The following is a 25,025-nucleotide window of genomic DNA, read 5'->3' as shown; positions in this document are numbered from 1 at the left end:
GCCGGTGCGGATCCGCGACGACCGTGGCCAGGACGAGCCGCATATCGACCTGGTGCCGTTGATTGACGTCATCCTGGTGCTGATCATCTTCTTCGTCGTGACCACCACCTTCGATGCCCGTTCGACGCTGCAATTGCAGTTGCCCAACGCCAGCGACCGCAACGCGCCTCCGCCGGCGCGCGCGCTGAGCGTGCTGATCAACGCCGACGGGCATTACTTCATCAACGACCAGGAAGTGCTGCGCACCGACGTGGAGTCGGTCAAGCGCAGCATCGCCCAGGTCGCTGGCGACGACCGCGAACAGCCGGTGCTGCTGCGCGCCGACGCGCGCACGCCGTACCAGGCGGTGGTCACCGCGCAGGACGCGCTGGGCCAGCTCGGATTCCGCCGCATCGCCATCGCCACTGCCCCCGAAGTCAACAGGGACGGAAGCTCCAAGTGAATGTACCCACCGACGTGCCCGTCCAGGATTCCCCCTGGCGGACCTATCGCCGCCTGTTGTCCTATGCCGGCGGCTACCGCGGCCTGCTGCTGATCGCCGCCGTCGGCGCGCTGCTGGAAGCGCTGGCCGGCTCCGGCTTCCTGGCGCTGATGAAGCCGATCACCGACGAGACCTTCATCGCCCGCAACCGCGAGGTGGCGATGTGGCTGCCGTTGCAGATCGTCGGCCTGTTCGTGCTGCGCGGCATCGCCGGCTACGTCACCGACATGTCGATGGGGCGTGCGGCGCGGAGCATCTCCCGCGATTTCCGGGTCAACGTGCTGGACAAGTACCTGCGCCTGCCGGGCAGCCGCTTCGACGCCGAGCCGGTGGCCTCGATGCTGGTGCGGCTGGGGTCGGACAGCGAGCAGGTGGCGCAGGCCGCGGTCGACGCGATGAAGGTGATGGTGCAGCAGACCCTGCAGATCGTCGGCGCGCTGGCGGTGATGCTGTGGTACAGCTGGACCGTGACCGTCACCATCCTGCTGGTGGCGCCGCCGCTGGCCTGGGTGATGGACCGCGTGGCCAAGCGCTACCGGCGGGTCAGCCATCGCATCCAGGAGAGCAACGCGGAACTGATGCAGTCCGCCGAGCAGGCCCTGTCCGGCAACCAGGAGGTCAAGGTCTACGGCGCGCGCGCCAGCGAGATGGAGCGCTACCAGCACCTGGCCGACACCAATCTGCATCTGGCGATGAAGGTCGAATCCACCCGCGGCATCTCCTCGGCCGCGGTGCAGTTGCTGGGCGCGATCGGCCTGGCCGCGCTGCTGCTGATCGCCGGTCACGAGGCGCTGGCCGGGCGCCTGACCGCCGGCGAGTTCGTCTCGCTGATGACCGCGATGATGGCGATCATCCCGGCGCTGAAGAACCTCACCAACGTGCAGAACATGCTGCAGCGGGGCGTCGCCTCGGCGCAGCGGCTGTTCGTGGTGCTGGATGCGCCGGAGGAACAGGACAGCGGCACCCGCCACATCGAGCGCGCGCAGGGCCGGATCGAGTTCCGCGAGGTCACCGCCGCCTATCCGGGGCAGGCGCGGCCGGCGTTAGCCGAGGTCAGCTTCGTCGCCGAACCCGGCACCGTCACCGCCATCGTCGGCCGCTCCGGCAGCGGCAAGTCCAGCCTGGTCAAGCTGATCCCGCGCTTCTACGACCCGCAGTCCGGGCAGATCCTGCTCGACGGCCATCCGCTGCAGGAGTACCGCCTGGAGGATCTGCGCCGGCAGATCGCCCTGGTCGGCCAGCAGGTGATGCTGTTCGACGGCAGCATCGCCGAGAACGTCGCCTACGGTGAGATGCGCGACGCGGGCCCGGCGCAACTGCAGCAGGCGATCGCCGACGCCAACGCGATGGAGTTCGTCGAGCACCTGCCCGAGGGCGTGCAGGCGCAGGTCGGGGCCAAGGGCGGGCGCCTGTCCGGCGGCCAGCGCCAGCGCCTGGCGATCGCCCGCGCGATGCTCAAGGACGCGCCGATCCTGATCCTCGACGAGGCCACCGCGGCGCTGGACAACGAATCCGAGCGGCTGGTGCAGGACGCCTTGCACCGGCTGATGCCCGACCGCACCACGCTGGTCATCGCCCACCGCCTGTCGACCATCGAACACGCCGACCAGGTGCTGGTGATGGACCACGGCCGCATCGTCGAGCGCGGCACCCACCACGAGTTGCTGGCGCTGGGCGGGGTGTATGCGCACCTGCACAGCATGCAGTTCCGCGAAAGGCAGTTCGGATGAGCGAGCGCGGGCCACACACCCCCGCCTATTGGTACGGCACGGGTTCGCCGCCGTTGCACGCGCGCGTGCTGACCCCTCTGTACGCGGCAGCGATCGCGCTGCGCCGTGCGCTGTACCGGCGCGGCTGGCGCAAGCGCCACAGCATCGCCGCACCGGTGGTGGTGGTCGGCAACCTCACCGCCGGCGGTACCGGCAAGACGCCGCTGACCATCGCCCTGGTGCAGCGCCTGCGCGACGCCGGCTGGAGCCCGGGCGTGGCCAGCCGCGGCTACGGCCGCAGCCAGCCGCAGGAGCCGCGCTGGATCGAGCCGGGCACGTCGGCCGAGCAGGGCGGCGACGAGCCGGTGCTGATCGCGCGCAAGACCGGGGTGCCGGTGCGGGTGGACCGCGACCGCGTCGCCGCGGCGCGCGCGCTGCTGCAGGCCGGCTGCGACATCGTGGTCTGCGACGACGGCCTGCAGCACTACCGCCTGCAGCGCGACATCGAGATCGAGGTGGTGGACGGCCAGCGCCGCTATGGCAACGGCCGTCTGCTGCCGGCCGGGCCGCTGCGCGAGCCGGTGGCGCGCGGCAACGAATGCGATTTCCGGGTCATCAACCTCGGCCAAGCCAGCGACAGCGGCGCGCTCGAAGCCGGCTTCGGCGAATGGGCGATGCGCCTGCGCATCGACAGCGCGCAGCCGTTGCGCGGTGGCCGTGCGCGGCCGCTGCGCAGCTTCGCCGGCCAGCGCGTGCATGCCGTGGCCGGCATCGCCCATCCGCAGCGCTTCTTCGACATGCTGCGCGCGCAGGGCATCGGCGTGGTCCCGCATGCCTTTCCCGACCACCACCAGTACCGCGCCGCGGACCTGGCCTTCGGCAGCGAACTGCCGGTGCTGATGACCGAGAAGGACGCGGTCAAGTGCGCCGCCTTCGTCAACGATTGGTGCTTCAGCGTGCCGCTTGTCGCCGAGCTGCCGGCGGCGTTCTGGATCGGCCTGCTGGATCGGCTGGACAAGCTGCGCGGCCGCGCCGGCGAGTCCGGCGACTAGCGGCGCGCCGCGCATCGGCTGTTTCCGCCGCAATCGCGCCGGATCCAGCGTCTCCCCGTAGGAGCGGCTTCAGCCGCGATGGGCGTTACCGGTAAGTCCCATCGCGGCTGAAGCCGCTCCTACAGGACGCTCAAGACGCTTCCGAGAGGTGCTTGGCGGTACGCAGGCAGCGCAGCGCCTTCGCCTGCTGCGCCGCTCGTCGCCGCCTACGCCTTGAGCGCCGCGTTGCGTCGGCGGACCGCGCTAGAACCTGTATGTCAGCGACAGCGCGGTGTTGCGTGGCGCGCCATAGTAGCCCTGCGCCCAGTACAGGCTGTTGATGTACTTGCGGTCGGTGACGTTGTAGACGTTGAGCGTGGCGCTGAACTGCGGGGTGAAGTCGTAGTGCGCCATCAGCCCGAGCAGCGCGTAGCTGTCCTGTCGGGTGAAAATCTCATTGCCGCTGGTGTCCACGGCCTGCTGGTCGCGGGAGATGTCGCTTTGCCAGGTCAGCGTCGCGCCCAGCTTCAGCGCTTCCCACTGCGGCACGGTATAGGTGCTGGCGAGCTTGAAGGTGCGGCGCGGCACGTAGGTGCGCACGTTGTTGCCGGCGTCGTCCTTGAGGCTCAGCTGGGTGTAGCCGGCATTGAGTTGCCAGTGTTCGCCGAGCCGGCCGGCGATGTCGAACTCGTAGCCGGTGGAGGTGGCGTCCACCGGCTTGTAGGTCTGCAGCGTGCCGACGTAGGCATCGGCTTCGGCGGTGTTGTCCTGCTTGGCGCGGAAAATGGCGAACGAGGCATTGACCCGCTGCTGCAGCCACTGGCCCTTGATGCCCAGTTCGGCGTTGCTGCCGGTGATCGGGTCCAGCACCCGCAGGTTGCGGTCCAGTTCGGTCTGCGGATTGAAGATCTCCGCATAGCTGGCGTACAGCGCGTAGTTCGGATCGAAGGTGTACACCGCGCCGACGAACGGGGTGGTCTTGCTGGCGTCGTAGACGTGCTGCACGCCGTAGTTCTGGCCGCGGCTCTCGATCCGGGTGTGGTTGACGCCGGTGATCAGCTTCAGCGCATCGCTCAGATTCCAGCGCGCGGTGGCGTAGGCGCTGCGGCGGATCATGTCGAACGCGGCGCCGGTCGGCGCGGTGGTGAACGCCGGCAGGGCGATGTCGCCGCTCCAGTTCTCCAGGCTGGGCAGGGCGAACCAGGCGCTGGTGTCGCTGGAATCGGGGTAGGTGGAGACCTGCGAGACGTCGATGCCGGCCCACTTCACGCCGGCGACCAGTTCGTGCTCGCGTCCGCCCAGCACGAACGGACCGCTGGCGTAGAGGTCGGCGTACTTCTGGGTTTCGTGGCTGAGGTAGCGCGAGGGGTAGGAGTACAGCCCCAGCCCGGTCGCGCGATCGGGCGTGCCGTAGGCGTAGAACAGGTTGCCGTCCGACTCCAGCTTGCGGTAGTTCAGCGCGGCCTTGAGCTGCCAGCCGCCGCCCAGCGCCTGCTGCAGTTCCACGAACGCGCGCTTGTCGGTGCTGTTCCAGTACGACCAGTCGGCCGAGGTGCTGGTCGAGCGCGCATAGTGGGTGGCGCTGCCGTCGCTGTAGTACAGGGGCAGGGCGCCCCACATGCCGCCGTGGGGTTCGTTCTTCTGGTCGCTGGCGCCCACGCTGAGCAGGGTGCTGTCGCTCAGGTCGGCCTCGACGATGCCGTAGACGCTGCGCTTCTTCAGCGAGTAGCGGTCCAGGTAGCTGTCGCCGTCCTGGCCGGCGGCGACGATGCGCCCGCGCACGCTGCCGCTGTGGTTGAGCTTGCCCGACAGGTCCGCGTCCACCCGCCGCATGTCCCAGCTGCCGGCGGTGACGCCGACGCTTCCCTGCAGGTCCTGGGTCGGGCGCTTGCGCACGAAGTTGATCGTCGCCGACGGGTTGCCGGTCGAGGACAGCAGGCCGTTGGCGCCGCGCAGCACCTCCACGCGCTCGTACATCGCCGTGTCCAGGTCGCCCTCGGCGCCGCCGTTGGTGAACGGCAGGCCCAGCCCGTCGACCTGGAAATTGATGATGTCGAAGCCGCGCGCGGTGTAGTAGGTGCGGTCGGTCTCGATCTTCTCCACGTTGACGCCGGTGGCCAGCGCCAGCACGTCGTTGGCGTTGCGCAGGCCGAAGTCGTCCATCTGCTCGCGGCCGATGCTGCTCACCGATTGCGGCGTCTCAAGCGGACTCAGCACCAGGCCAGTGCCGGTGGCGCTGGGCGGCGGGGCATAGCCGTCCTTGCGCTGCGCGACCACATCCAGCTTCTCCAACTCGGTGGGTTGCCGGTCGCCGGTCGCGCTGACGTCGGCCTCGGCGGCGCCGGCCGCAGCCGGCAGCAGCAATGCGGCGATGGCCAGGCACAGCGCACGGCGCGTGGTGGCGGAGGAGGGCGGCGCAGCGGATCGGAGCGGATGTGCGGGGAGGTTCATCGGTGGGGTCTATAGAATGGGCGGAAGGCAACGCGGTCGTCGCGCCAGAGGCTGTCGCAGCGGCACACGTGCTGTGACAGTCCGGTCGTCGAATGGCGAATGCGAACTATTCTCAACAATTGACGGAGAAAGATCAATTCATGGCCGGATTCGACCCGCTCCCGTACCTGCCTGCCGCCGCCAGTGACGTTCCCACCGCCGGCGCGGTGGCGGCATGAGCGCCGCCGTGCCGCCGTTCGTGGTCGCCATCCCGGCCCGCTATGCCGCCTCGCGGCTGCCGGGCAAGCCCTTGCGTGCGCTCGGCGGCGAGCCGTTGATCCGCCACGTGGCCCGGCGTGCGCTCGCCGCGGGTGCCACGCAGGTGTGGGTGGCCGCCGACGATGCGCGCATCGCCGCCGCAGTGGCCGACCTGGACGGCGTGCATGTGGCCACGACCTCCAGCGACCACGCCTCCGGCACCGACCGCCTGGCCGAGTGCGCCGACATCGCCGGCTGGGACGATGCGACCCTGGTGGTCAACCTGCAGGGCGACGAGCCGTTCGCGCCGGTCGCCGGCATCGTCGCGGTGGCCCGGACCCTGGCCGACAGCGGCGCCGAGATGGCGACCCTGGGCACGCCGGTGGACGCGGCCGAACACCTGTTCGATCCCAACGTGGTCAAGCTGGTGCGCCGCGCCGACGGCGATGCGCTGTACTTCAGCCGCGCGCCGATCCCCTGGCACCGCGACGCCTTCGCCGCCTCGCAGGCGCAGCTGCCGCTGCCCGGCCCGTGGCTGCGGCATATCGGCATCTATGCCTATCGCGCCGGCTTCCTGCGCCGGTTTGCGGCGATGTCGCCGGGCGCGCTGGAGCGAATCGAGTCGCTGGAACAGTTGCGGGTGCTGGAAGCCGGCTTCCGGATCGCGGTGGCGCTGTCGCCGGCGCCGTTCCCGCCGGGCGTGGACACGCCCGAGGACCTGGCGCGCGCCGAGGCCTATCTGCAGGGCGGCCAGGCATGAAGCTGCTACTGGTATGCCTGGGCAACATCTGCCGTTCGCCGATGGCCGAGGGCGCGCTGCGCCACCACCTGCAGCGCTCGCCGCTGGCGAGCGTGGTGGAGGTCGACTCGGCCGGCACCGGCGACTGGCACCGCGGCGAGCCGCCGGACCGGCGCGCGGTGGCCTGCGCGGCCGCGCACGACGTGGACATCGCCGGCCTGCGCGCGCGGCAACTGCGCGACCGCGACTTTGCCGAATTCGACTGGCTGCTGTGCGCCGATGCGGCGAACCTGCGCGACGTGCTGCAGCGCGCACCGGCGTCGGCGCGCGAGCGCGTGGCGCTGTGGCTGCCCTGGGCCGGCGTGCAAGGCCGGAGCGAGATCCCGGATCCGTACACCGGCGGCAGCGCGCAGTTCGAGCAGGTCTGGCAACTGGTAGACGAAGCGGCCGCCGGCAGCGTGGCACGACTGTCCGCCGACCTCGGCTCCGGCATAATCGGCCGATGAATTCCATCGCCGCCCTGGAACTTCCCGCGTCCGGCGCCTGGCTCAACGCCGAGCCGATCCGCCTGCGCGATCTGCAGGGCAGGGCGCTGGTGCTGGCCTTCGTCAATGCCGCCTCGGTGTGGTGCGCGCAGCGTCTGGCCGAACTCGGCCAGTGGCAGGCGCGCAATCCCGGACGGCTGCAGGTGATCGTGGTGCAGGTGCCGCGCTTCGACAGCGAGCGCGAGCCGCAGCGCGCGCTGAAGCTGCTGCGCAGCCAGGGCGTGTCCGCGCCGATCCTGCTCGATGCCGATTGGGCCGCCTGGCAGCGCTTCGACATCCAGGCCTGGCCGACCCTGGTGCTGATCGACGCCGGCGGTGTCGAGCGCGAGCGCCTGGTCGGCATCGGCGGCGCCGAACTGGACAAGGCGCTGCACGCGCTGTGCGCCGGGCAGCCGCCGCCGCTGGACGAGGACCTGCGCGACGCCCGCGAGACCCAGCCGGAGCCGCGCCTGCCGCTGCGCTTCCCGACCGGCCTGGTGGTGGCCGACGACCTGCTGTATGTGGCCGACAGCGGTCATCACCGCATTCTCGAATGCAGCACCAATGGCCGCGTCCTGCGCCAGTTCGGCATCGGCACCGCCGACTTCATCGATGGCGCGATCGGCGAGGCGGCATTCCACCGTCCGCGCGGGCTGGCGCTGGAGCGCGGCGTGCTGTACGTGGCCGACACCGGCAACCATGCGCTGCGCCGGATCAACCTGCTCACCGGCCAGGTCGACACGCTGTGCGGCAACGGCCGCGCCGGCGAGCCGGTCGAGGGGCGGGTGGAGCAACCGCTGCTGGCGCCGTTGAACCATCCGCAGGACGTGGTGATCGCCGACAACCAGGTGCACCTGGCGATGGCCGGCGACAACCGCATCTGGAGCTACGACCTGGGCAGCCGCAGCCTGCGCTGGCGCGCGGGCGCCGGCGCGCTGGAGCTGCGCGACGGCAGCGGCCACCTGGCCGCGTTCGCGCAGCCGTGCAGCCTGGCCGCGGTGCAGCAGGTGCTGTACGTGTGCGATGCGCTGGGCTCGGCGGTGCGCTCGATGCAGTTGCGCGGGGACCTGGTGCAGACCCTGCTCGGCGGCCAGGGGCCGTGGGATTTCGGTAACGAGGACGGGCCGCGCAGCCGTGCCCGCCTGCAGTTCCCGCAGGCGATCGCGCTGAGCCCGGACGCGCCGCTGCTGTGGATCGCCGACAGCGGCAACGGCAGCCTGCGCAGTCTGCGCCTGGGCGGCGGCGAACTCTCCACCGCGGTATTGCCGCGGCGCCTGCACGGCCCGGGCGGGCTGGCGGTGAGCGCGGGCACCGTGTGGATCGCCGAGACCGATGCGCATGCGGTGCTGCGCTACGACATCGCCAGCGGCGAACTGCGCGACCTCGCGATCGGCGAATGAGTACCCCCGAATTGCCCCCGTTCGACGGCAAGGCCTTTGCCGCCAACCTCAGTACCGCGCCCGGCGTCTACCGCATGTACGCCGCCGACGACACCTTGCTCTACGTCGGCAAGGCCGGCGCGCTGCGCAAGCGCGTGTCCAGCTACTTCAGCGGCTCGCCGAAGAACGCGCGGACCATGGCCATGCTGGCGCAGGTGGCGCGCATGGACGTCACCGTCACCCGCAGCGAGGGCGAGGCGCTGCTGCTGGAAAACCAGCTGATCAAGTCGCTGTCGCCGCGCTACAACGTGTCGCTGCGCGACGACAAGAGCTATCCCTACGTGCTGCTGACACGCGAGGAGTGGCCGCGGATCACCCTGCACCGTGGCCCGCGCGCGGTGCCCGGGCGCTACTTCGGGCCGTATCCCGGCGTCACCGCGGTGCGCGAGACGCTGAACCTGATGCACAAGCTGTTCAAGCTGCGCAGCTGCGAGGACAGCGTGTTCCGCAACCGCTCGCGGCCGTGCCTGCAGTACCAGATCGGCCGCTGCAGCGCGCCGTGCGTGGCGCTGGTGGCGGCCGACGAGTACGCCGAGGCGGTGCGCCGCTCCACGCTGTTCCTGGAAGGGCGCAGCGACCAGCTCGGCGAGGAACTGGTGCAGGCCATGCAGGCCGCCAGCGAACGCCTGGAGTTCGAGCGCGCCGCGCGCCTGCGCGACCTGCTCGGCTCGCTGCGCAGCATGCAGAGCCGGCAGTACGTGGACGGCCGCGCCGCCGACCTCGACGTGCTGGCCTGCGCCACCCAGGGCGCCAACGCCTGCGTGCTGCTGCTGGCGTTCCGCGACGGGCGCAATCTCGGCACCCGCGCGTTCTTCCCCAAGACCAATGGCGAGGACAGCGCCGCCGAAGTGCTGGGCGCGTTCGTGTCGCAGTACTACGTCGAGCACGCGCCGCCGCGCGAGGTGCTGCTGGACCGCGAGATTCCCGACGCCGAGCTGATCGAGGCGGCGCTGAGTTCGGCCGCCGAGCGCAAGGTGCAGCTGAAGTGGAATGTGCGCGGCGAGCGCGCCGGCTACCTGGAGCTGGCCAGCCGCAACGCCCAGGCCACCCTGGTCACCGAACTGACCAGCCGCAACGCCCAGCATGCGCGCAGCGAGGCGCTGCGCGAGATGCTCGGCCTGGCCGAGCCGGTCAAGCGGGTGGAATGCTTCGACATCAGCCACACCATGGGCGAGGCCACGGTGGCCTCCTGCGTGGTGTTCGATGCCAGCGGCCCGGTGCGCAGCCAGTACCGCCGCTACAACATCAGCGGCATCGAGCCGGGCGACGACTACGCGGCGATGCGCCAGGCGATCGAGCGCCGCTTCCGTCGCGCCGCCGAAGGCGAGGGCAAGGGCGACGTGGTGCTGCCGGACGTGCTGCTGATCGACGGTGGCGCCGGCCAGCTGGCGCAGGCCACGGGCGCGCTCGCCGACCTGGGTGTGGACGGGGTGCTGCTGATCGGCGTGGCCAAGGGCGCCGAGCGCCGCGCCGGCCACGAGACCCTGGTGATGCCGGACGGGCGCGAACTGCGGCCGGGCGCGGCGTCGCCGGCGCTGCAGTTCATCCAGCAGGTGCGCGACGAGGCGCACCGCTTCGCCATCACCGGCCACCGCGGGCGCCGCCAGAAGGCGCGCATGACCAGCAAGCTGGAGGACATTCCCGGCATCGGCCCGCGGCGCCGCGCCAGCCTGCTCAAGCACTTCGGCGGACTGGCCGGGCTCAAGGCCGCCGGCGAGGCCGAGATCGCGCGGGTGGAAGGGATCAATGACGCACTGGCTGCACGAATCTACGCTAACCTGCACGGGCTGCCGGTACCCGATCCGGCAGGCGAGTAGAGCAGCGCAATGAAGTTGACCATCCCCACCTGGCTCACGCTGCTGCGGATCGTGATGATCCCCGTGCTGGTGCTGGTGTTCTATCTGCCGTACACCTGGACCAACTTCGCCTCGGCGGCGATCTTCGGCCTGGCCGCGTTCACCGACTGGCTGGACGGCTGGGTGGCGCGGCGCTATCACCAGTACTCCGCGTTCGGCGCGTTCCTGGATCCGGTGGCCGACAAGCTGATGGTGGCGGTGGCGCTGTTCCTGATCGTGCAGGGCCACCCGACGCCGTGGATGGCGTTCTGGGCGGCGGTGATCGTCGGCCGCGAGATCGCGGTGTCGGCGCTGCGCGAGTGGATGGCCGAGATCGGCCAGCGCGCCAAGGTGCGCGTGGCGATGATCGGCAAGATCAAGACCACCGCGCAGATGGTGGCGCTGCTGTGTCTGCTGTACTCGGTGATGCCCGACGGCTCGCCGCCGGAGAGCGTGTGGATGGGCCTGTTCGTCTTCCACGTCGGCGACTGGACCCTGGCGATCGCCGCGATCCTGACCCTGTTGTCGGGTATCCAGTACCTGCATGCGGCCTGGCCGAGCCTGCGCGACGACGAGCGCGCCGCGGTGGCGGAAAAGAACGCGAAAAAAATCGAAGGCAACGGTTGACAGGCTGCGTGGTCCCGGTAGAATTCGCGGCCTCAAGCGGGAATAGCTCAGTTGGTAGAGCGCAACCTTGCCAAGGTTGAGGTCGCGAGTTCGAGTCTCGTTTCCCGCTCCACATTCGGCAGTACCGACATCCAGTGCAGATGCACCGGATGTCCGAAAAAGGGCTTCGGCCCTTTTTTCATGCCCGCATGCCGGGCATGCCGGCCGAAGCCACGGCGCTCGCCTGACACGGGGGCATGGCGCATCGCCGGTGCGGATGCGCCGTCCCGATGGTCGCGCCAGCCGCGCGGAGGCGAGAACGTTCCGCCTCCCTCACTGCGGCCCGGTCGGCCGAGCATTCGCGACCGTTGCAGCATGGGCCGCGCCGCTGGCGCAGGTCACGCGCTGACGCGGCCCCAGTCCGGCAATTTTTTCCTCCGCGCCTTGCAGGCGCGCGGCTGACTTCACGTCACGCCCACGCGCGCATGCACGCATTGCGTACGCGTCGGTCACAGAACGCGGCAGGCCGTCGCCGAAACGTCTGCGGCATCGCGCGCAGCGACGCCGTCCGCCGCATTGCGCTGCGGTTTCGCCGGTACTTGGCACGCGATTTGCGCTGAGTCTCCCACGCCAGGCGATGACGCCCGGCCTCTGCGAGGAGTCGATGATGGATGGCGCAATTCCTTCCCCTACCACCCAAGCGCCACCGCGCGCGTTGGTCGCCGGCGGTGCCGGCTTCGTCGGCGCGCATCTGTGCGAGCGTCTGCTGGACGACGGTTACGACGTCACCGTGCTGGACAACCTGCTGACCGGTTCGCTGGACAACATCGCGCACCTGCTGGCGCGTCCGCGTTTCCGCTTCGTCGCCCACGACGTGGTGCAGCCGTATCAGGCCAAGGTCGACTGGGTGTTCAACCTGGCCTGCTGCGCTTCGCCGGTGCATTACCAGGCGCGTCCGCTGCATACCCTGCAGACCTGCCTGGAAGGCGCGATCAATCTGCTGGAGGTGGCGCGCAGCAATGGCGCGACCATCTTCCAGGCCTCCACCAGCGAGGTCTACGGCGAGCCGGAAGTGCATCCGCAGCGCGAGGACTATCGCGGCGCGGTCAGCCCGATCGGCCCGCGCGCCTGCTACGACGAGGGCAAGCGCTGCGCCGAAGCGGCGTTCTTCGACTATCACCGCCTGTATGCCACCGACATCAAGGTCGGGCGCATCTTCAACACCTACGGGCCGCGCATGCGCAACGACGACGGCCGGGTGGTGTCCAACCTGATCGTGCAGGCGCTGCGCGGGCAACCGCTGACCCTGTACGGCGACGGCAGCCAGACCCGCTCGTTCTGCTACGTCTCCGATCTGGTCGAGGGCATCGTGCAACTGATGCGCAGCCCGCACGGCTGGACCGGTCCGGTCAACCTCGGCAACCCGCACGAGATCACCGTGGCCGAACTGGCGCAGCGCATCCTCGCGCTGACCGGCTCGTCCTCGCGCATCGTGCGCCGGCCCATCCCCAAGGACGATCCGACCCGGCGTTGTCCGGACATCGGGCTGGCGCGGCGCGAGCTCGGCTGGGAACCGCGGGTGGCGCTGGACGAGGGCCTGCGCCAAACCATCGCCTGGTTCCAGGCGCATCTGCACGACATCCCCGACCTGGAGGTGGAACGTGACTGTGCATGAACTCAGGAGCAGCGCCAGCCGCGCGCAGGCCGGCAAGCGCGTGCTGATCACCGGTGGCGCCGGCTTCGTCGGCTCGCATCTGGCCGACGAACTGCTTGCCCACGGCTACCGGGTGCGGGTGCTGGACAACCTGTGCGCGCAGGTGCACGGCACGCAGGCCGCGCGACCGGCGTATCTCGCGGAGGACGTGGAGCTGATGGTCGGCGACGTCTGCGATCCGCTGGCGGTGCGGCTTGCGCTGCGCGATGTGGACGGGGTGTTCCACCTCGCCGCGGCGGTCGGCGTGGGCCAGAGCATGTACCAGATCGCGCACTACACCCATACCAACAATCTCGGCACCGCCGTGCTGCTGGAAGCGCTGGTGGAGCGGCCGGTGCAGCGGCTGGTGGTGGCGTCGAGCATGAGCATCTACGGCGAGGGCGCCTACGTCGATGCCGACGGCACGCCGGTGCCGGTGCGCGAGCGCCCGCTGGCGCAATTGCGCCGCGCGCAGTGGGAGCCGAGCGTGGACGGGCGCCCGCTGCAGCCGGTGCCAACCGACGAACGCAAGCCGGCCGAACCGTCCTCGGTGTACGCGCTGTCCAAGCTGGACCAGGAACGCCTGTGCCTGATCGTCGGCCAGGCGTATGCGATCCCGACCACCGCGTTGCGCTTCTTCAACATCTACGGCACGCGCCAGGCGCTGTCCAATCCCTACACCGGCGTGCTGGCGATCTTCGCGGCGCGGTTGCTCAACCGCAAACCGCCGGTGATCTTCGAGGACGGTGCGCAACGCCGCGATTTCGTCCATGTCAGCGACGTCGCGCGCGCCTGCCGCCTGGCCTACGAATGCGAAAGCGCCGCCGGCCTGGCGCTCAACGTCGGCAGCGGCCAGGCGGTCAGCATCAACGAAGTGGCGCAGCGCATCGCCGCGGCGATGGGCATCGACGATCTGCCGCCGCAGGTCTCCGGCAACTACCGGGTCGGCGACATCCGCCACTGCTTCGCCGATATCGCGCTGGCCCGCGAACGCATCGGCTATGCGCCGCAGGTGGACCTGCAGCAGGGCCTGGAGGAACTGGTGGAGTGGCTGCGCGAGCAGACCGCTGCCGACGGTGTGGAGGCGGCCAATGCCGAGCTGGCGCGGCGGGGGTTGCAGGGATGAGCGCACAGGCACGCGAACGGCTGGCCGAGATCGGCCTGATCGAATGGTTGCGCATCGGCGACGAGGATGCGGTGCATGCGCTGCTGCGCGACATGCGCGAGCTCGGCGTGCGCCGGCTACGCACCCAGTTCTCCTGGGCCGACTGGCACACCGCCGAAGGCGAGCGCTGGTACGCCTGGCTGATGCCGCTGCTGAGCGCGCACTGCGAGGTGCTGCCGTGCTTCTGCTACACCCCGCCATCGCTGGGGCTGGAGCCGCGCACGGCGTCGCCGCCGCGCGACAGCAAAGCCTTCGCCGATTTCATCGACCAGGTGGTGGGCCGCTTCGGCGCCGGCTTCGAGTGGATCGAACTGTGGAACGAGCCGAACAACCTCAACGACTGGGACTGGCACCTGGACCACGACTGGCAGCGCTTCGCCGAGATGATCGGCCAGGCCGCGCACTGGGCGCACCAGTTGGGCAAGAAGACCTTGCTCGGCGGCATGTGCCCGACCGATCCGAACTGGCTGGCGCTGATGGCGCAACGCGGGGCGCTGGCGCACATCGACGCGGTCGGCGTGCACGGCTTCCCCGGCACCTGGGATTTCCGCCGCCGGCCGTGGGCGGAGGTGCTCGGCGACGTCCGCGCGGTGCTGGCCGCGCACGGTCTGCAGCCGCAGGTCTGGCTCAGCGAGACCGGGTATTCGACCTGGCGGCATGACGAGATCGAGCAGGTACGGCAGTTGCGCGAGACCCTGGATGCGCCGGTGGAGCGGCTGTACTGGTATGCCGCGCGCGACCTGCACGGCAGCATCAGCCACCAGGACGGTTTCCACGAGGACGAGCGCCACTATCACTTCGGCCTGCGCGACGAGCGCGGCCGCGCCAAGCTGCTGTACCGGCTGTGGGCCGAGCAGGGCTACGACGGCATCCAGGCGCTGGCGTCGCTGCACCACGAGCACGGCGCCAACCTGTCGCGCGCACCGCGCCCGGACCTCGCGCCGGCGCCGACGGTCGCGCCACGCGCCGACGCGCACGCGCCGATCCACACCCTGCCGCGGTCGCGTGGGCAGGATGCGGTGCTGATCACCGGCGGCGCCGGCTTCATCGGCACCAATCTGGCCGCGCGCCTGCTCGACAGCGGACGTCGGGTCATCGTCTACGACAACCTGTCGCGCCCGGGCGTGGAGCACAACCTGCAGTGGCTGCGTCGCCACTATCCCGGCGAGCGTCTGCAGGTGGAAGTGGGCGACGTGCGCGATCGGCATCTGCTCGGCGATGCGGTGGCGCAGGCGGCGCAGGTGTTCCACCTGGCCGCGCAGGTGGCGGTGACCTCCAGCCTGGAGGATCCGTCGCACGACTTCGAGGTCAACCTGCGCGGCACCTTCAACGTGCTCGAGGCGATCCGCGGCGCGCGGCGCCCGCCGCCGCTGCTGTTCACCTCCACCAACAAGGTCTATGGCGCGCTGGACGACGTCGCGCTGGAAGCCGACGCGCAGCGCTACCAGCCGAGCGATCCGCTGCTGCGCGCGCGCGGCATCGACGAGCGCCGCGCGCTGGATTTCCATAGCCCCTACGGCTGCTCCAAGGGCGGTGCCGACCAGTACGTGCTGGACTATGCGCGCAGCTTCGGCCTGCAGGCGGTAGTGCTGCGGATGAGCTGCATCTACGGCCCGCACCAATGCGGCAACGAAGACCAGGGCTGGGTCGCGCATTTCCTGATCCGCGCGCTGCAGGGGCAGCCGATCACCGTATACGGCGATGGCCGCCAGGTCCGCGATCTGTTGTTCGTGGACGACCTGGTCGAGGCGTTCCTGCAATGCCAGGCGCAGATGCCGCGGCTGTCCGGGCGGGCGTTCAACATGGGCGGCGGCCCCTCCAATGCCGCCAGCCTGCGCGAGGTGCTGCGCCGGATCGAGTCGCTGGTCGGCCATCGCCTGGAACTGGCGCACGCGGCGCCGCGGGTCGGCGACCAGCGTTACTACGTCTCCGACACCCGCGCCTTCGCCGCGGCCACCGGCTGGTCACCTCGCGTCGGCGCCGAGGCCGGCATCGCCCGGCTGCACCGCTGGCTGCACACGCAGGCCGGGCGCGCCGCACCTGTTTCCACACCGCAACGGAGGATCCACGCCGCATGAACAGCATGCATGCCGCCGTGTTCGAAGGCCCGGGCCGCATCGTCACGCAGCGCCAGTCGCGTCCCGAACCCGCCCCGCAGCAAGTGCGGGTGCGCCTGCAGGGCTGCGGTGTGTGCGCGTCCAATCTGCCTGTGTGGGCCGGCCGGCCCTGGTTCGCCTATCCGTTCGAACCCGGTGCGCCGGGCCACGAAGGCTGGGGCGAGATCGACGCGGTCGGTGCCGAGGTGCAGGGCTGGGCACCGGGCGATCGCGTCGCGCTATTGTCCGGCCGGGCCTACGCCGAGTACGACCTGGCCGAGACCGATGCGCTGGTGCGGTTGCCGCCGGCGCTGGACGGCCGCCACGTGCCTGGCGAGCCGCTGGCCTGTGCGATGAACATCCTGCGCCGCAGCGACATCCGCCCCGGCCAGACCGTGGCGGTGGTCGGAGTGGGCTTCATCGGCGCGCTGTTGATCCAGTTGGCCACCGGCCTGGGTGCGCAAGTGATCGCGCTGTCGCGGCGCGACTACGCCCTGCAGGTCGCGCGCCAGTGCGGCGCCAGCGCCACCCTGGCCACCGAGGATCGCCATGCCGCCATCGGCGCGGTGCACGAACTCACTGGCGGCAGCGGCTGCCTGCGGGTGATCGAGGCCGCAGGCGAGCAGGTCACCCTGGATATCGCCAGCGCGCTGTGTGGCGAGGGCGGGCGCCTGGTCATCGCCGGCTACCACCAGGACGGCCCGCGCCAGGTCGACATGCAGCAGTGGAACTGGCGCGGCCTGGACGTGGTCAACGCGCACGAACGCGATCCGCAGGTGGCATTGCGCGGCTTGCAGGAGGCGGTGGAGGCGGTCGCCGACGGGCGTCTGGATCCGTTCCCGCTGTTGACCCACCGCTACGGGCTGGACCAGTTGCCGCAGGCATTCGCTGCAATGGACGCGCGCCCGGATGGGTTCCTCAAAGCCGTGGTGCTGGCATGAACGCGTACGCGCAACCGCGCTGGCGCGCGCCACGGCTGGGCTTCCTCGGGGTCGGCTGGATCGGCCGCGCGCGCATGCGCGCCCTGGCCGACAGCGGGCTCGGCGAGGTGGTGGCGATCGCCGATGCCAGCGCGACGGCGCTGCACGACGCACGCCAGGACGCACCGGCCGCCGACCTGCTGCCCGACCTGGAGGCGCTGCTTGCGCGCGAGGACCTGGATGGCGTGGTCATCGCCACGCCCAGTGGCGCGCACGCGGCGCAGGCCGCCGCGGCCCTGCAGCGCGGCCTGGCGGTGTTCTGCCAGAAGCCGCTGACCCGCACCGCCGCCGAAGCCGAGCAGGTGCTGGCGCTGGCGCAACGCCACGACCGCCTGCTCGCGGTGGATTTCAGCTACCGCTTCGCCAAGGGCATGGCGACGTTGCGCGAGCAGATCGCGCAGGGCGCATTGGGCGAGGTGTTCGCGATCGACCTGCTGTTCCACAACGCCTACGGCCCGGACAAGGACTGGTTCTACGACATCGCCCGTTCCGGCGGCGGCTGCGTGATGGACCTGGGCATCCATCTGCTGGACCTGGCGATGTGGCTCACCGGCAGCGGCGGCCATCACGAGCTGCAGGCGGCGCTGTACGCGCAAGGCCGGCCGCTGACCCGGCCGGTGCGGCAGGTGGAGGACTACGCCAGCGCGCAGTGGCGCATGGACAACGGCGCCAGCGTGCGCATGGCCTGCTCGTGGCGGCTGCCGGCCGGTTGCGACGCGGTGATCCAGGCCAACGTGTACGGCACCGGTGGCGGCGCGGCACTGCGCAATGTCGACGGCTCGTTCTTCGACTTCACCGTGGACCGCTTCGACGGCACGCGCTGCGAGCGTCTGGCCTCGCCACCGGACGCCTGGGGCGGGCGCGCTTTGCTGGACTGGGCCGAGCGCCTGGCCACCGACCCCGGTTTCGACCCGGCGGCGCTGCATCTGCTCGAGGTCGCCCGCACCGTGGATGCGCTCTATGGACGCTGAGCGCCCGCTGCGGATCCTGATGACCGCCGACACCGTCGGCGGCGTGTGGCAGTACGCGCTGAGCCTGTGCCGGGTGCTGACCGCGCAGGGCGATCGCGTGGAACTGGCGACGATGGGCGCGACCCCCACGCCGGCGCAGTGGCGCGAGGCCGCGGCGATCCAGGGACTGCGCCTGCATGCCAGCGGCTACCGGCTGCTGTGGATGGACGATCCCTGGGCCGATGTGTCCTCGGCCGGGCGCTGGCTGCAGGCACTGGCGGCGCAGGTGCGTCCGGACGTGGTGCATCTGAACGACTATGCGCACGGCGCCCTGGCGTGGCCCGCACCGGTGCTGATGACCGCGCATTCCTGCGTCGGCTCCTGGTGGCAGGCGGTGCGCGGCGAGGCGCTGCCGCCGGAGTGGGATCACTACCGCGCCACGGTCGCCGCGGGCCTGGCGGCGGCCGATCACGTGGTCGCGCCGACCCAGGCGATGCTGGCGGCGTTGCGCGCGCAGTATCCGCTGGACGTGCCGTGCAGCGTGATCGCCAATGGCACCGCGCCGCTGTCGCGGCCGGTGCCGGCCAGCGCCAAGCGGCCCCTGGTGCTGGCGGCAGGACGGCTATGGGACGAGGCGAAGAATCTGCGGACGCTGGCCGCGGTGGCGCCGCAGCTGCCCTGGGCGCTGCGCATCGCCGGGCAAGCGGCGCATCCGGACGGCGGCACCGCGGCGATCGCGCCGGCGTTGCTGCTGGGCCAGCTGCCGCCGTCGCGTCTGCGTCGCTGGATGGCCCGCGCCAGCGTGTATGCGCTGCCGGCGCGCTACGAGCCGTTCGGGCTGTCGGCGCTGGAAGCGGCGCAGGCCGGCTGCGCCCTGGTGCTGGGCGACATCCCCAGCCTGCGCGAGGTCTGGGGCGATGCGGCGCTGTACGTCGCGCCGGACGACGCACGGGCGCTCACGGCGCAGTTGCAGCGCCTGATCGGCGATCCGCTGCTGCGTCAGCGCATGGCCCGGCGCGCGGTGGCGCAGGCGCGGCACTACACCGCCACCGCCATGGCCGCGGCCTATCGCCAGCGCTATCGGGCGCTGATCGCGCATCGCGGCACGCCCCGCGTTGCCGGACGCGCCGGCCCGCCGGTCCCCTTGCTTTCCTCGATCGGAGTCGGTGCATGAAATTCGTGCTGTTCTATCACTCGCTGGTGTCGGACTGGAACCACGGCAATGCGCATTTCCTGCGCGGCATCGTCGCCGAACTGCAGGCGCGCGGGCACGCGGTGGCGGTGTACGAGCCGCACGACAGCTGGAGCCGTGCGCAACTGCAGGCGGAGGAGGGCGAAGCGCCGTTGCAGGCCTTTGCGGACGCCTTTCCGCAGCTGCGCAGCACGCGCTACGACCTGGCCACGCTGGATCTGGCGCAGGTGCTGGACGGCGCCGACGTGGCGCTGGTGCACGAGTGGAACGCGCCGGCGCTGATCGCGCGGATCGGCCGCGAGGCGCCTGCCGGATGTCGCGTGTTGTTCCACGACACCCACCACCGCTCGGTCAGCGCCCCTGACGAGATGGCGCGGTTCGATCTGTCCGACTACGACGGCGTACTCGCCTTCGGCGAAGCGGTGCGCCAGCAGTATCTGCGCCATGGCTGGAGCCGGCGCGTGTGGACCTGGCACGAGGCCGCGGATCTGCGCGTGTTCCAGCCGCAGCTCGGGCAGGCGCAGCAGGGCGACCTGCTGTGGATCGGCAACTGGGGCGACGACGAGCGCGCGCAGGAACTGGACACCTTCCTGATCCAGCCGGTGCGGCGCCTGCGCCTGCGCGCGCGCATCCACGGCGTGCGCTACCCGCCGCAGGCCCTGCAGGCGCTGGCCGCGGCCGGTATCGACTATGCCGGCTGGCTGCCCAACCATCGCGCGCCGCAGGCGTTCGCGCATTTCCGCGTCACCGTGCACGTGCCGCGGCGGCCCTACGTGCGCGCCTTGCCCGGCATTCCCACGATCCGCGTGTTCGAGGCGCTGGCCTGCGGCATTCCGCTGGTGTGCGCGCCGTGGGAGGACGCCGAACAGTTGTTCGCGCCCGGCCGCGATTACCTGGTGGCGCGCGACGGTGCGCAGATGCAGCGCCACCTGCACGACGTGCTGCACGACGCCGAGCTGGCCGCGGCGCTGCGCATGCACGGCCTGCACACCATCCGCACCCGCCACAGTTGCGCGCACCGCGTCGACGAACTGCTGGCGGTCCTCGCCGAACTCGACGCGCCCGCCGTGCACCCCAACCACCGGAGCCTCAGTCATGCCTAGCCCGTTGCAGATCGCCTTCTTCGGTTCCAGCCTGGTGTCCTCGTACTGGAACGGGGCGGCCACCTACTATCGCGGCCTGCTGCATGCACTGGCGCAGCGCGGCCACCGCATCCACTTCTTCGAGCCCGATGCGTTCGGGCGCCAGCAGCACCGCGACATCGACGATCCGGAGTGGGCGCAGGTCACCGTGTATCCCGGGGCCGCCGAGGCCGATGCGGCGCGCGCGCTGGAGCAGGCGCGCGGCGCCGACGTGGTGGTCAAGGCCAGCGGCGTCGGCGTGTTCGATGCGTTCCTGGAGCGCGAAGTGCTTGGCCTGCGCTCGCCGCGCACCCAGGTCCTGTTCTGGGACGTGGACGCGCCGGCGACGCTGGAGCGGGTGCAGGCCGATGCGGACGATCCGTTCCGCGTGCAGATCCCGCGCTACGACCTGGTGCTGACCTACGGCGGCGGGCCGCGCGTGGTCAGCGCGTATCGGGCGCTGGGCGCGGCCGACTGCGTGCCGATCTACAACGCGCTGGATCCTTCGAGCCACCATCCGGCGCCGCTGCAGCCGGGTTTCGCTGCCGACCTGGGCTTCCTCGGCAACCGCCTGCCGGACCGCGAGGCGCGGGTGCGGCAGTTCTTCCTGGAACCGGCGCGGCGCCTGCCTGACGCGAGATTCCTGCTCGGCGGCAGCGGCTGGGACGCAGACCTGCCGAACAACGTGCGCACGCTCGGCCACGTGTCCACGCGCGACCACAACGCCTTCAACTGCAGCGTGCGCATGGTGCTCAACGTCAACCGCGACAGCATGGCGCGCTTCGGCTGGTCGCCGCCGACGCGGGTGTTCGAGGCGGCCGGCGCCGGCGCCTGCCTGATCGTCGATGCCTGGGAAGGGATCGAGGCGTTCCTCGAACCGCAGCGCGAGGTGCTGGTCGCGCACGACAGCGAGCAGGTGGCGCATTACCTGCAATGCATCGACGCCGCGCAGGCGCAGGCGATCGGCGCGCGGGCACGGCAGCGCCTGTTGCGCGACCACACCTATACGCACCGTGCGCGCGAGGTGGAAACCTTGCTGGACGCGCGCCAGCGGGAGGCGGCGTGATGGCCGCGCGCGATATCGTCATCCTTGGCCTGAGCCTGCGCTCGTCCTGGGGCAACGGCCATGCCACCACCTACCGTGCACTGATCGCGGCGCTGCAGGCGCGCGGCGACCGCGTGCTGTTCCTGGAGCGCGACGTGCCTTGGTACGCCGAGCACCAGGATCCGCCGGCGCAGTTGCCGTGCGCGCCGGTGCTGTATGCCAGCCTCGAGGAACTGCAGGATCGGCACGCCGCCGCGATCGCCGCGGCGGACCTGGTGATCGTGGGTTCCTACGTGCCCGACGGCATCGCCGTGGGCACGTGGGTGCAGCAGACCGCGCGCGGCGTGGTCGCGTTCTACGACATCGACACCCCGGTGACCCTGGCGGCGCTGCAGCGCGGCGACTGCGCCTACCTGTCGCCGGCGCTGATTCCGCACTATGACCTGTATCTGTCCTTCACCGGCGGCCCGACCCTGCAACGCTTGGAACGCGTCTATGGCGCCCCGCGCGCCGTGCCGCTGTACTGCGCGTTCGATCCGGAGCAATACCGGCCGCAGCCGCAGGTGCATCGTTACGACCTGGGCTACATGGGCACCTACAGCGACGACCGCCAGCCGCCGCTGGAGCGGCTGTTGCTGCAGCCGGCGCTGGCCTGGCCGCAGGGCCGCTTCGTGATCGCCGGTCCGCTGTATCCGCCACACATCGTCTGGCCGGACAACGTGCAGCGCTGCGCGCACCTGCCGCCGGCGCAGCATATGGACTTCTACAACCAGCAGCGCTTCACCCTCAATCTGACCCGTGCCGACATGGTGCTGGCCGGCTGGTCGCCCAGCGTGCGCCTGTTCGAAGCGGCGGCCTGCGCCACGCCGATCATCTCCGATCCCTGGGAAGGCCTGGAAACGCTGTTCGCGCCTGGCAGGGAAATCCTGATCGCACGGCGTGCGGCCGACGTGCTGGGCTGGCTCCGCGAGCTGCCGGAAGCGCAGCGCATGGCGATCGGCGAAGCGGGGCGCCGCCGCGTGCTCGCCGAACACACCGCCGCGCATCGCGCGCAGGCCCTGCACGATGCCCTCGACCGCGTCGCCGACGCGGCGCCATCCACCTCCGCCAGGAGATCCTCGCATGCCCTCGCATGACGCCAAGACCACCACCGATCACGACGAGATCCGCCGCTGGGCCGAGGCGCGCGGCGGCCGTCCGGCCAGCGTGCGCGGCACCGAAGCCGACGAGGATGCCGGCGTGCTGCGCATCCTGTTCCGCGACGATGCGGCGCTGGAAGAAATCAGCTGGGACGACTTCTTCGACAAGTTCGAAGAAGAAGAGCTGGCCTTCCTGTATCAGGAGAAGACCAGCGACGGCAGCCAGAGCCGCTTCTTCAAGTTCGTCAACCGCTGAGCCGCGCTCGGCGCCTTCCCGGGAGACCGCCATGCAATCCGCCGTTCCGTCCCTCGACCCGGTCGATCCGATCCAGGCGCTGGGGCCGTGGTTCCACAACCTGCACCTGCCCGATGGCCGGCAGACCCTGCCGACGCATCCGTACGGCGATTTCCCGGCCTGCAAGTGGCGGCAGATCGCGCCGCATGTCCCGGCCGACCTGCGCGGCTGGCGGGTGCTGGACATCGGCTGCAACGCCGGCTTCTACAGTTTCGAGCTGGCCAGGCGCGGCGCCGAGGTGGTGGCGATCGACATGAATCCGCACTACCTGCGGCAGGCGCAATGGGCCGCAAAGCAGTTCGGGCTGGAGCGTCACGTGCGTTTCCGGCAGATGCAGCTGTATGCGCTGGCGCGCGAGGCCGCGCAGTACGACCTGGTGTGGATGATGGGCGTGCTGTACCACCTGCGGCATCCGCTGCTGGCCCTGGACATCGTGCGTCGCCTGTGTCGCCGCATTCTGGTGTTGCAGACCATGACCATGCCCGGCGAGGAGGTCTATCCGGCGCCGCGCGACATCGGCATGCTCGAGCGCGGGCGCATGTGCGCGCCCGGCTGGCCGAAGATGGCCTTCATCGAGCATCGCCTAGCCGACGATCCCACCAACTGGTGGGCACCGAACCATGCCGGCGTGGAAGCCATGCTGCGCAGCGCCGGGTTCGCGGTGGACGCGCGCATCGCCGAAGAAACCTACCTGTGCCGGCCGCAGCAGCGGCCGCCCGGCCAGGTCGCGCCGATCGAAGAGGAACTGCGCGCGGCCTGCGGCCTGGACTGATCCGCCCAGCCGCGCCCTGACGCCATGGCCGCATTACGGCTGCGGCGCGCCGCGACGGCGCGCCCTCCCGCGCTCAGTTGACGTCACGGTCGCCGCGCGACATCAGGTTGTAGATGGTGCGCACGCTGATGCCCAGGCTGCGCGCCGCCGCGGACTTGTCGCCGCCGGTGATGCGCAGGGTGCGCACCAGCATCTCCTGTTCGATCTGCTTCAGCGGCGTGCCCACGCGGAACGTCACCGCGTCGCCGGTGTTGCCGCAGTGGCAAGGCACGTCTTGCGCCATGGGCACCTCGCCGTGCAGCAGCGGCTCGATGGTCACCACCTCGCCGTCGGCACGGTAATAGCCGCGCGTCACTGCGCTGGAGAGTTCGCGCACGTTGCCCGGCCAACGGTGCCGTCCCAGCACGGTCCGCGAGAACGTGTCGAACTGCTTGCTGGTCCCATAGCGACGATTGAGCGTGTCCAGCAGCGTGTCGGCGATCAGGTGCACGTCGTCGCCGCGCTCGCGCAGCGGCGGCAACTCGATGACGTACTGCGACAGCCGGTAATACAGGTCGCGGCGCAAGGTGCTGGCCTCGCCCAGCAGGTCGCGGTGGGTGGCGGCGACGATGCGCACGTCGAGGCGGACTTCCGCGTCGCTGCCGACGCGGGTGATCGCGCCGGTTTCCAGGCAACGCAGCAGGTACACCTGCAGTTCCGGCGCCATTTCGCCGATCTCGTCCAGGAACAGCGTGCCGCCCTGCGCCTGTTCGAAATAGCCGGCGTGGCGCTGGTTGGCGCCGGTGAAGCTGCCGCGCTCGTGGCCGAACAGCTGGCTGGCGAGCAGTTCCGGCGGAATCGCGCCGCAGTTCACCGCGACCAGGCGCCCGCTGCGGCCGCTGGCCTCGTGGATGGCCTTGGCCAGCAGTTCCTTGCCGGTGCCGGTTTCGCCGGCAACCAACACCGAGATGTCCAATGGCGCGACGCGGGCGATGTCGCGCTGCACGCGCGCGATCGCTGCGCATTCGCCGACCAGGCCGAAGCGTGCCATCCCGCGCCGCGGCGGCAGGCGGCACAGGATCTGATCGAGCAGGCCGTCGAACTGCGTCCACGGCAGCGGCCGCTGCAGCAGCTGCACGCTGTCGCCGGCCAGCCCGCGCCATTTCGGCATCTGCGCCTCGGTGGCCAGCAGCACCACGCGCGCGTCCGAGCGGCCGGCCAGGCCGTTGATCAGGTCCATCGCTGCGCCGCGCTCGGCGTCGCCGTCGAGCAGCAGCAGGTCGGCGCGTTGTTGCTGCAGCCAGTGCCGCGCATGTTCGAGCGAGGGCAGGCGGGTCAGCGCCAGGCCGCGGCGCTGGGAGAAGGTGGACACATGGTCCGACAACGAAATGTTGCCATCCACGATCGCAAGCAGGGGTTTGGTCATGCGGGTTGTACTCCGCGAATCAGGTCATTCCATCGTCCTCCGCATGTGTGAGCGCAAGGCGAAAACATCCTGATTCGATCCCTCATCATGCTGAAGCGGATTCGGCCGCTTCAGCAATGT

The 25,025-nt window shown here is 70.6% G+C and carries 21 protein-coding genes and 1 tRNA gene; 20 read left to right on the top strand and 2 right to left on the bottom strand.

What is annotated here, in order from left to right; translation table 11 throughout:
- Positions 1–4 precede the first annotated feature (4 nt).
- From AC1PK7_RS13100 to lpxK, 3 genes are read left to right on the top strand one after another with little or no spacing between them, the layout of a single operon-like run.
- A complete protein-coding gene (locus tag AC1PK7_RS13100; RefSeq protein WP_010342642.1) occupies positions 5–442 on the top strand; it encodes an ExbD/TolR family protein in 438 nt (145 codons plus the stop codon).
- Positions 439–2,211: a lipid A export permease/ATP-binding protein MsbA gene (gene msbA, locus AC1PK7_RS13095; protein ID WP_371182580.1), complete on the top strand. Its 1,773-nt coding sequence runs from the start codon at positions 439–441 to the stop codon at positions 2,209–2,211. Before AC1PK7_RS13100 ends, msbA begins: the two co-directional genes overlap by 4 nt.
- Positions 2,208–3,242: a tetraacyldisaccharide 4'-kinase gene (lpxK, locus tag AC1PK7_RS13090; RefSeq protein ID WP_104609562.1), complete on the top strand. Its 1,035-nt coding sequence runs from the start codon at positions 2,208–2,210 to the stop codon at positions 3,240–3,242. The genes msbA and lpxK overlap by 4 nt, the downstream gene beginning before the upstream one ends.
- 243 nt (positions 3,243–3,485) lie before the next feature.
- Here lpxK and AC1PK7_RS13085 read toward each other — a convergent pair whose 3' ends face one another.
- Positions 3,486–5,672: a TonB-dependent siderophore receptor gene (locus tag AC1PK7_RS13085; RefSeq protein WP_481098416.1), complete on the bottom strand. Its 2,187-nt coding sequence runs from the start codon at positions 5,670–5,672 to the stop codon at positions 3,486–3,488.
- Between the two features lie 214 nt (positions 5,673–5,886).
- Here AC1PK7_RS13085 and kdsB point away from each other — a divergent pair, with 214 nt between their 5' ends.
- From kdsB to AC1PK7_RS13000, 17 genes are all read left to right on the top strand, one after another.
- On the top strand, positions 5,887–6,669 hold the full coding sequence (gene kdsB, locus AC1PK7_RS13080; RefSeq protein ID WP_481098415.1) for a 3-deoxy-manno-octulosonate cytidylyltransferase: 783 nt from the start codon (positions 5,887–5,889) through the stop codon (positions 6,667–6,669).
- Positions 6,666–7,154 carry a low molecular weight protein-tyrosine-phosphatase gene (locus AC1PK7_RS13075; protein ID WP_371182575.1) on the top strand — a complete coding sequence of 163 codons (489 nt, stop codon included), beginning with the start codon at positions 6,666–6,668 and terminating at the stop codon, positions 7,152–7,154. The genes kdsB and AC1PK7_RS13075 overlap by 4 nt, the downstream gene beginning before the upstream one ends.
- Positions 7,151–8,572, top strand: coding sequence for a hypothetical protein (locus tag AC1PK7_RS13070; protein ID WP_481098414.1), 1,422 nt, complete (start codon positions 7,151–7,153; stop codon positions 8,570–8,572). The genes AC1PK7_RS13075 and AC1PK7_RS13070 overlap by 4 nt, the downstream gene beginning before the upstream one ends.
- On the top strand, positions 8,569–10,428 hold the full coding sequence (gene uvrC, locus AC1PK7_RS13065) for an excinuclease ABC subunit UvrC (RefSeq protein ID WP_371182571.1): 1,860 nt from the start codon (positions 8,569–8,571) through the stop codon (positions 10,426–10,428). Before AC1PK7_RS13070 ends, uvrC begins: the two co-directional genes overlap by 4 nt.
- Positions 10,429–10,437: 9 nt before the next feature.
- Positions 10,438–11,073: a CDP-diacylglycerol--glycerol-3-phosphate 3-phosphatidyltransferase gene (gene pgsA, locus AC1PK7_RS13060; RefSeq protein WP_010342633.1), complete on the top strand. Its 636-nt coding sequence runs from the start codon at positions 10,438–10,440 to the stop codon at positions 11,071–11,073.
- A gap of 36 nt (positions 11,074–11,109) precedes the next feature.
- A tRNA-Gly gene (locus AC1PK7_RS13055) sits at positions 11,110–11,185 on the top strand.
- A 534-nt stretch (positions 11,186–11,719) separates the two neighbouring features.
- Positions 11,720–12,727 carry a UDP-glucuronic acid decarboxylase family protein gene (locus AC1PK7_RS13050; protein ID WP_481098413.1) on the top strand — a complete coding sequence of 336 codons (1,008 nt, stop codon included), beginning with the start codon at positions 11,720–11,722 and terminating at the stop codon, positions 12,725–12,727.
- Complete coding sequence (locus AC1PK7_RS13045) at positions 12,714–13,871, top strand: NAD-dependent epimerase/dehydratase family protein (protein ID WP_481098412.1); 1,158 nt, start codon at positions 12,714–12,716, stop codon at positions 13,869–13,871. Before AC1PK7_RS13050 ends, AC1PK7_RS13045 begins: the two co-directional genes overlap by 14 nt.
- Positions 13,868–15,988 carry an NAD-dependent epimerase/dehydratase family protein gene (locus AC1PK7_RS13040; RefSeq protein ID WP_481098411.1) on the top strand — a complete coding sequence of 707 codons (2,121 nt, stop codon included), beginning with the start codon at positions 13,868–13,870 and terminating at the stop codon, positions 15,986–15,988. Before AC1PK7_RS13045 ends, AC1PK7_RS13040 begins: the two co-directional genes overlap by 4 nt.
- On the top strand, positions 15,985–16,947 hold the full coding sequence (locus tag AC1PK7_RS13035; protein ID WP_481098410.1) for an MDR/zinc-dependent alcohol dehydrogenase-like family protein: 963 nt from the start codon (positions 15,985–15,987) through the stop codon (positions 16,945–16,947). The genes AC1PK7_RS13040 and AC1PK7_RS13035 overlap by 4 nt, the downstream gene beginning before the upstream one ends.
- Positions 16,944–17,957 (top strand): Gfo/Idh/MocA family protein, encoded by a 1,014-nt coding sequence (locus AC1PK7_RS13030; RefSeq protein WP_481098409.1) that lies wholly within the window; start codon positions 16,944–16,946, stop codon positions 17,955–17,957. Before AC1PK7_RS13035 ends, AC1PK7_RS13030 begins: the two co-directional genes overlap by 4 nt.
- Entirely contained in the window at positions 17,947–19,110 is a 1,164-nt protein-coding gene (locus AC1PK7_RS13025) for a glycosyltransferase family 4 protein (RefSeq protein ID WP_481098408.1), read from the top strand. The genes AC1PK7_RS13030 and AC1PK7_RS13025 overlap by 11 nt, the downstream gene beginning before the upstream one ends.
- Positions 19,107–20,231, top strand: a complete 1,125-nt coding sequence (locus AC1PK7_RS13020; protein ID WP_481098407.1) for a CgeB family protein — start codon at positions 19,107–19,109, stop codon at positions 20,229–20,231. The genes AC1PK7_RS13025 and AC1PK7_RS13020 overlap by 4 nt, the downstream gene beginning before the upstream one ends.
- The gene (locus AC1PK7_RS13015; RefSeq protein WP_481098406.1) at positions 20,224–21,315 is read left to right on the top strand and encodes a CgeB family protein; all 1,092 of its coding nucleotides are present in this window, start codon (positions 20,224–20,226) and stop codon (positions 21,313–21,315) included. Before AC1PK7_RS13020 ends, AC1PK7_RS13015 begins: the two co-directional genes overlap by 8 nt.
- Positions 21,315–22,430 carry a CgeB family protein gene (locus AC1PK7_RS13010; protein ID WP_481098405.1) on the top strand — a complete coding sequence of 372 codons (1,116 nt, stop codon included), beginning with the start codon at positions 21,315–21,317 and terminating at the stop codon, positions 22,428–22,430. The genes AC1PK7_RS13015 and AC1PK7_RS13010 overlap by 1 nt, the downstream gene beginning before the upstream one ends.
- Complete coding sequence (locus AC1PK7_RS13005; protein ID WP_017917327.1) at positions 22,417–22,689, top strand: hypothetical protein; 273 nt, start codon at positions 22,417–22,419, stop codon at positions 22,687–22,689. Before AC1PK7_RS13010 ends, AC1PK7_RS13005 begins: the two co-directional genes overlap by 14 nt.
- Positions 22,690–22,720: 31 nt before the next feature.
- The gene (locus AC1PK7_RS13000; RefSeq protein ID WP_481098404.1) at positions 22,721–23,500 is read left to right on the top strand and encodes a TIGR04290 family methyltransferase; all 780 of its coding nucleotides are present in this window, start codon (positions 22,721–22,723) and stop codon (positions 23,498–23,500) included.
- A 73-nt stretch (positions 23,501–23,573) separates the two neighbouring features.
- On the opposite strand, the gene AC1PK7_RS12995 is transcribed toward AC1PK7_RS13000, so the two are convergent.
- Complete coding sequence (locus AC1PK7_RS12995) at positions 23,574–24,905, bottom strand: sigma 54-interacting transcriptional regulator (RefSeq protein ID WP_017917328.1); 1,332 nt, start codon at positions 24,903–24,905, stop codon at positions 23,574–23,576.
- Positions 24,906–25,025 lie beyond the last annotated feature (120 nt).

The organism is Xanthomonas sp. NCPPB 3174, assembly GCF_056725205.1.
Note: the sequence above shows the minus strand (reverse complement) of the source record. Positions and strands in the feature narration are given on the sequence as shown.

Excerpts from the sequence above, each read along its gene's own strand:
- lpxK (WP_104609562.1), top strand. The coding sequence starts at position 2,208 with ATGAGCGAGCGCGGGCCACACACCCCCGCCTATTGGTACGGCACGGGT.
- AC1PK7_RS13085 (WP_481098416.1), bottom strand. The coding sequence starts at position 5,672 with ATGAACCTCCCCGCACATCCGCTCCGATCCGCTGCGCCGCCCTCCTCC.
- kdsB (WP_481098415.1), top strand. The coding sequence starts at position 5,887 with ATGAGCGCCGCCGTGCCGCCGTTCGTGGTCGCCATCCCGGCCCGCTAT.
- AC1PK7_RS13075 (WP_371182575.1), top strand. The coding sequence starts at position 6,666 with ATGAAGCTGCTACTGGTATGCCTGGGCAACATCTGCCGTTCGCCGATG.
- AC1PK7_RS13070 (WP_481098414.1), top strand. The coding sequence starts at position 7,151 with ATGAATTCCATCGCCGCCCTGGAACTTCCCGCGTCCGGCGCCTGGCTC.
- uvrC (WP_371182571.1), top strand. The coding sequence starts at position 8,569 with ATGAGTACCCCCGAATTGCCCCCGTTCGACGGCAAGGCCTTTGCCGCC.
- pgsA (WP_010342633.1), top strand. The coding sequence starts at position 10,438 with ATGAAGTTGACCATCCCCACCTGGCTCACGCTGCTGCGGATCGTGATG.
- AC1PK7_RS13050 (WP_481098413.1), top strand. The coding sequence starts at position 11,720 with ATGGATGGCGCAATTCCTTCCCCTACCACCCAAGCGCCACCGCGCGCG.
- AC1PK7_RS13040 (WP_481098411.1), top strand. The coding sequence starts at position 13,868 with ATGAGCGCACAGGCACGCGAACGGCTGGCCGAGATCGGCCTGATCGAA.
- AC1PK7_RS13035 (WP_481098410.1), top strand. The coding sequence starts at position 15,985 with ATGAACAGCATGCATGCCGCCGTGTTCGAAGGCCCGGGCCGCATCGTC.
- AC1PK7_RS13030 (WP_481098409.1), top strand. The coding sequence starts at position 16,944 with ATGAACGCGTACGCGCAACCGCGCTGGCGCGCGCCACGGCTGGGCTTC.
- AC1PK7_RS13025 (WP_481098408.1), top strand. The coding sequence starts at position 17,947 with ATGGACGCTGAGCGCCCGCTGCGGATCCTGATGACCGCCGACACCGTC.
- AC1PK7_RS13020 (WP_481098407.1), top strand. The coding sequence starts at position 19,107 with ATGAAATTCGTGCTGTTCTATCACTCGCTGGTGTCGGACTGGAACCAC.
- AC1PK7_RS13015 (WP_481098406.1), top strand. The coding sequence starts at position 20,224 with ATGCCTAGCCCGTTGCAGATCGCCTTCTTCGGTTCCAGCCTGGTGTCC.
- AC1PK7_RS13010 (WP_481098405.1), top strand. The coding sequence starts at position 21,315 with ATGGCCGCGCGCGATATCGTCATCCTTGGCCTGAGCCTGCGCTCGTCC.
- AC1PK7_RS13005 (WP_017917327.1), top strand. The coding sequence starts at position 22,417 with ATGCCCTCGCATGACGCCAAGACCACCACCGATCACGACGAGATCCGC.
- AC1PK7_RS13000 (WP_481098404.1), top strand. The coding sequence starts at position 22,721 with ATGCAATCCGCCGTTCCGTCCCTCGACCCGGTCGATCCGATCCAGGCG.
- AC1PK7_RS12995 (WP_017917328.1), bottom strand. The coding sequence starts at position 24,905 with ATGACCAAACCCCTGCTTGCGATCGTGGATGGCAACATTTCGTTGTCG.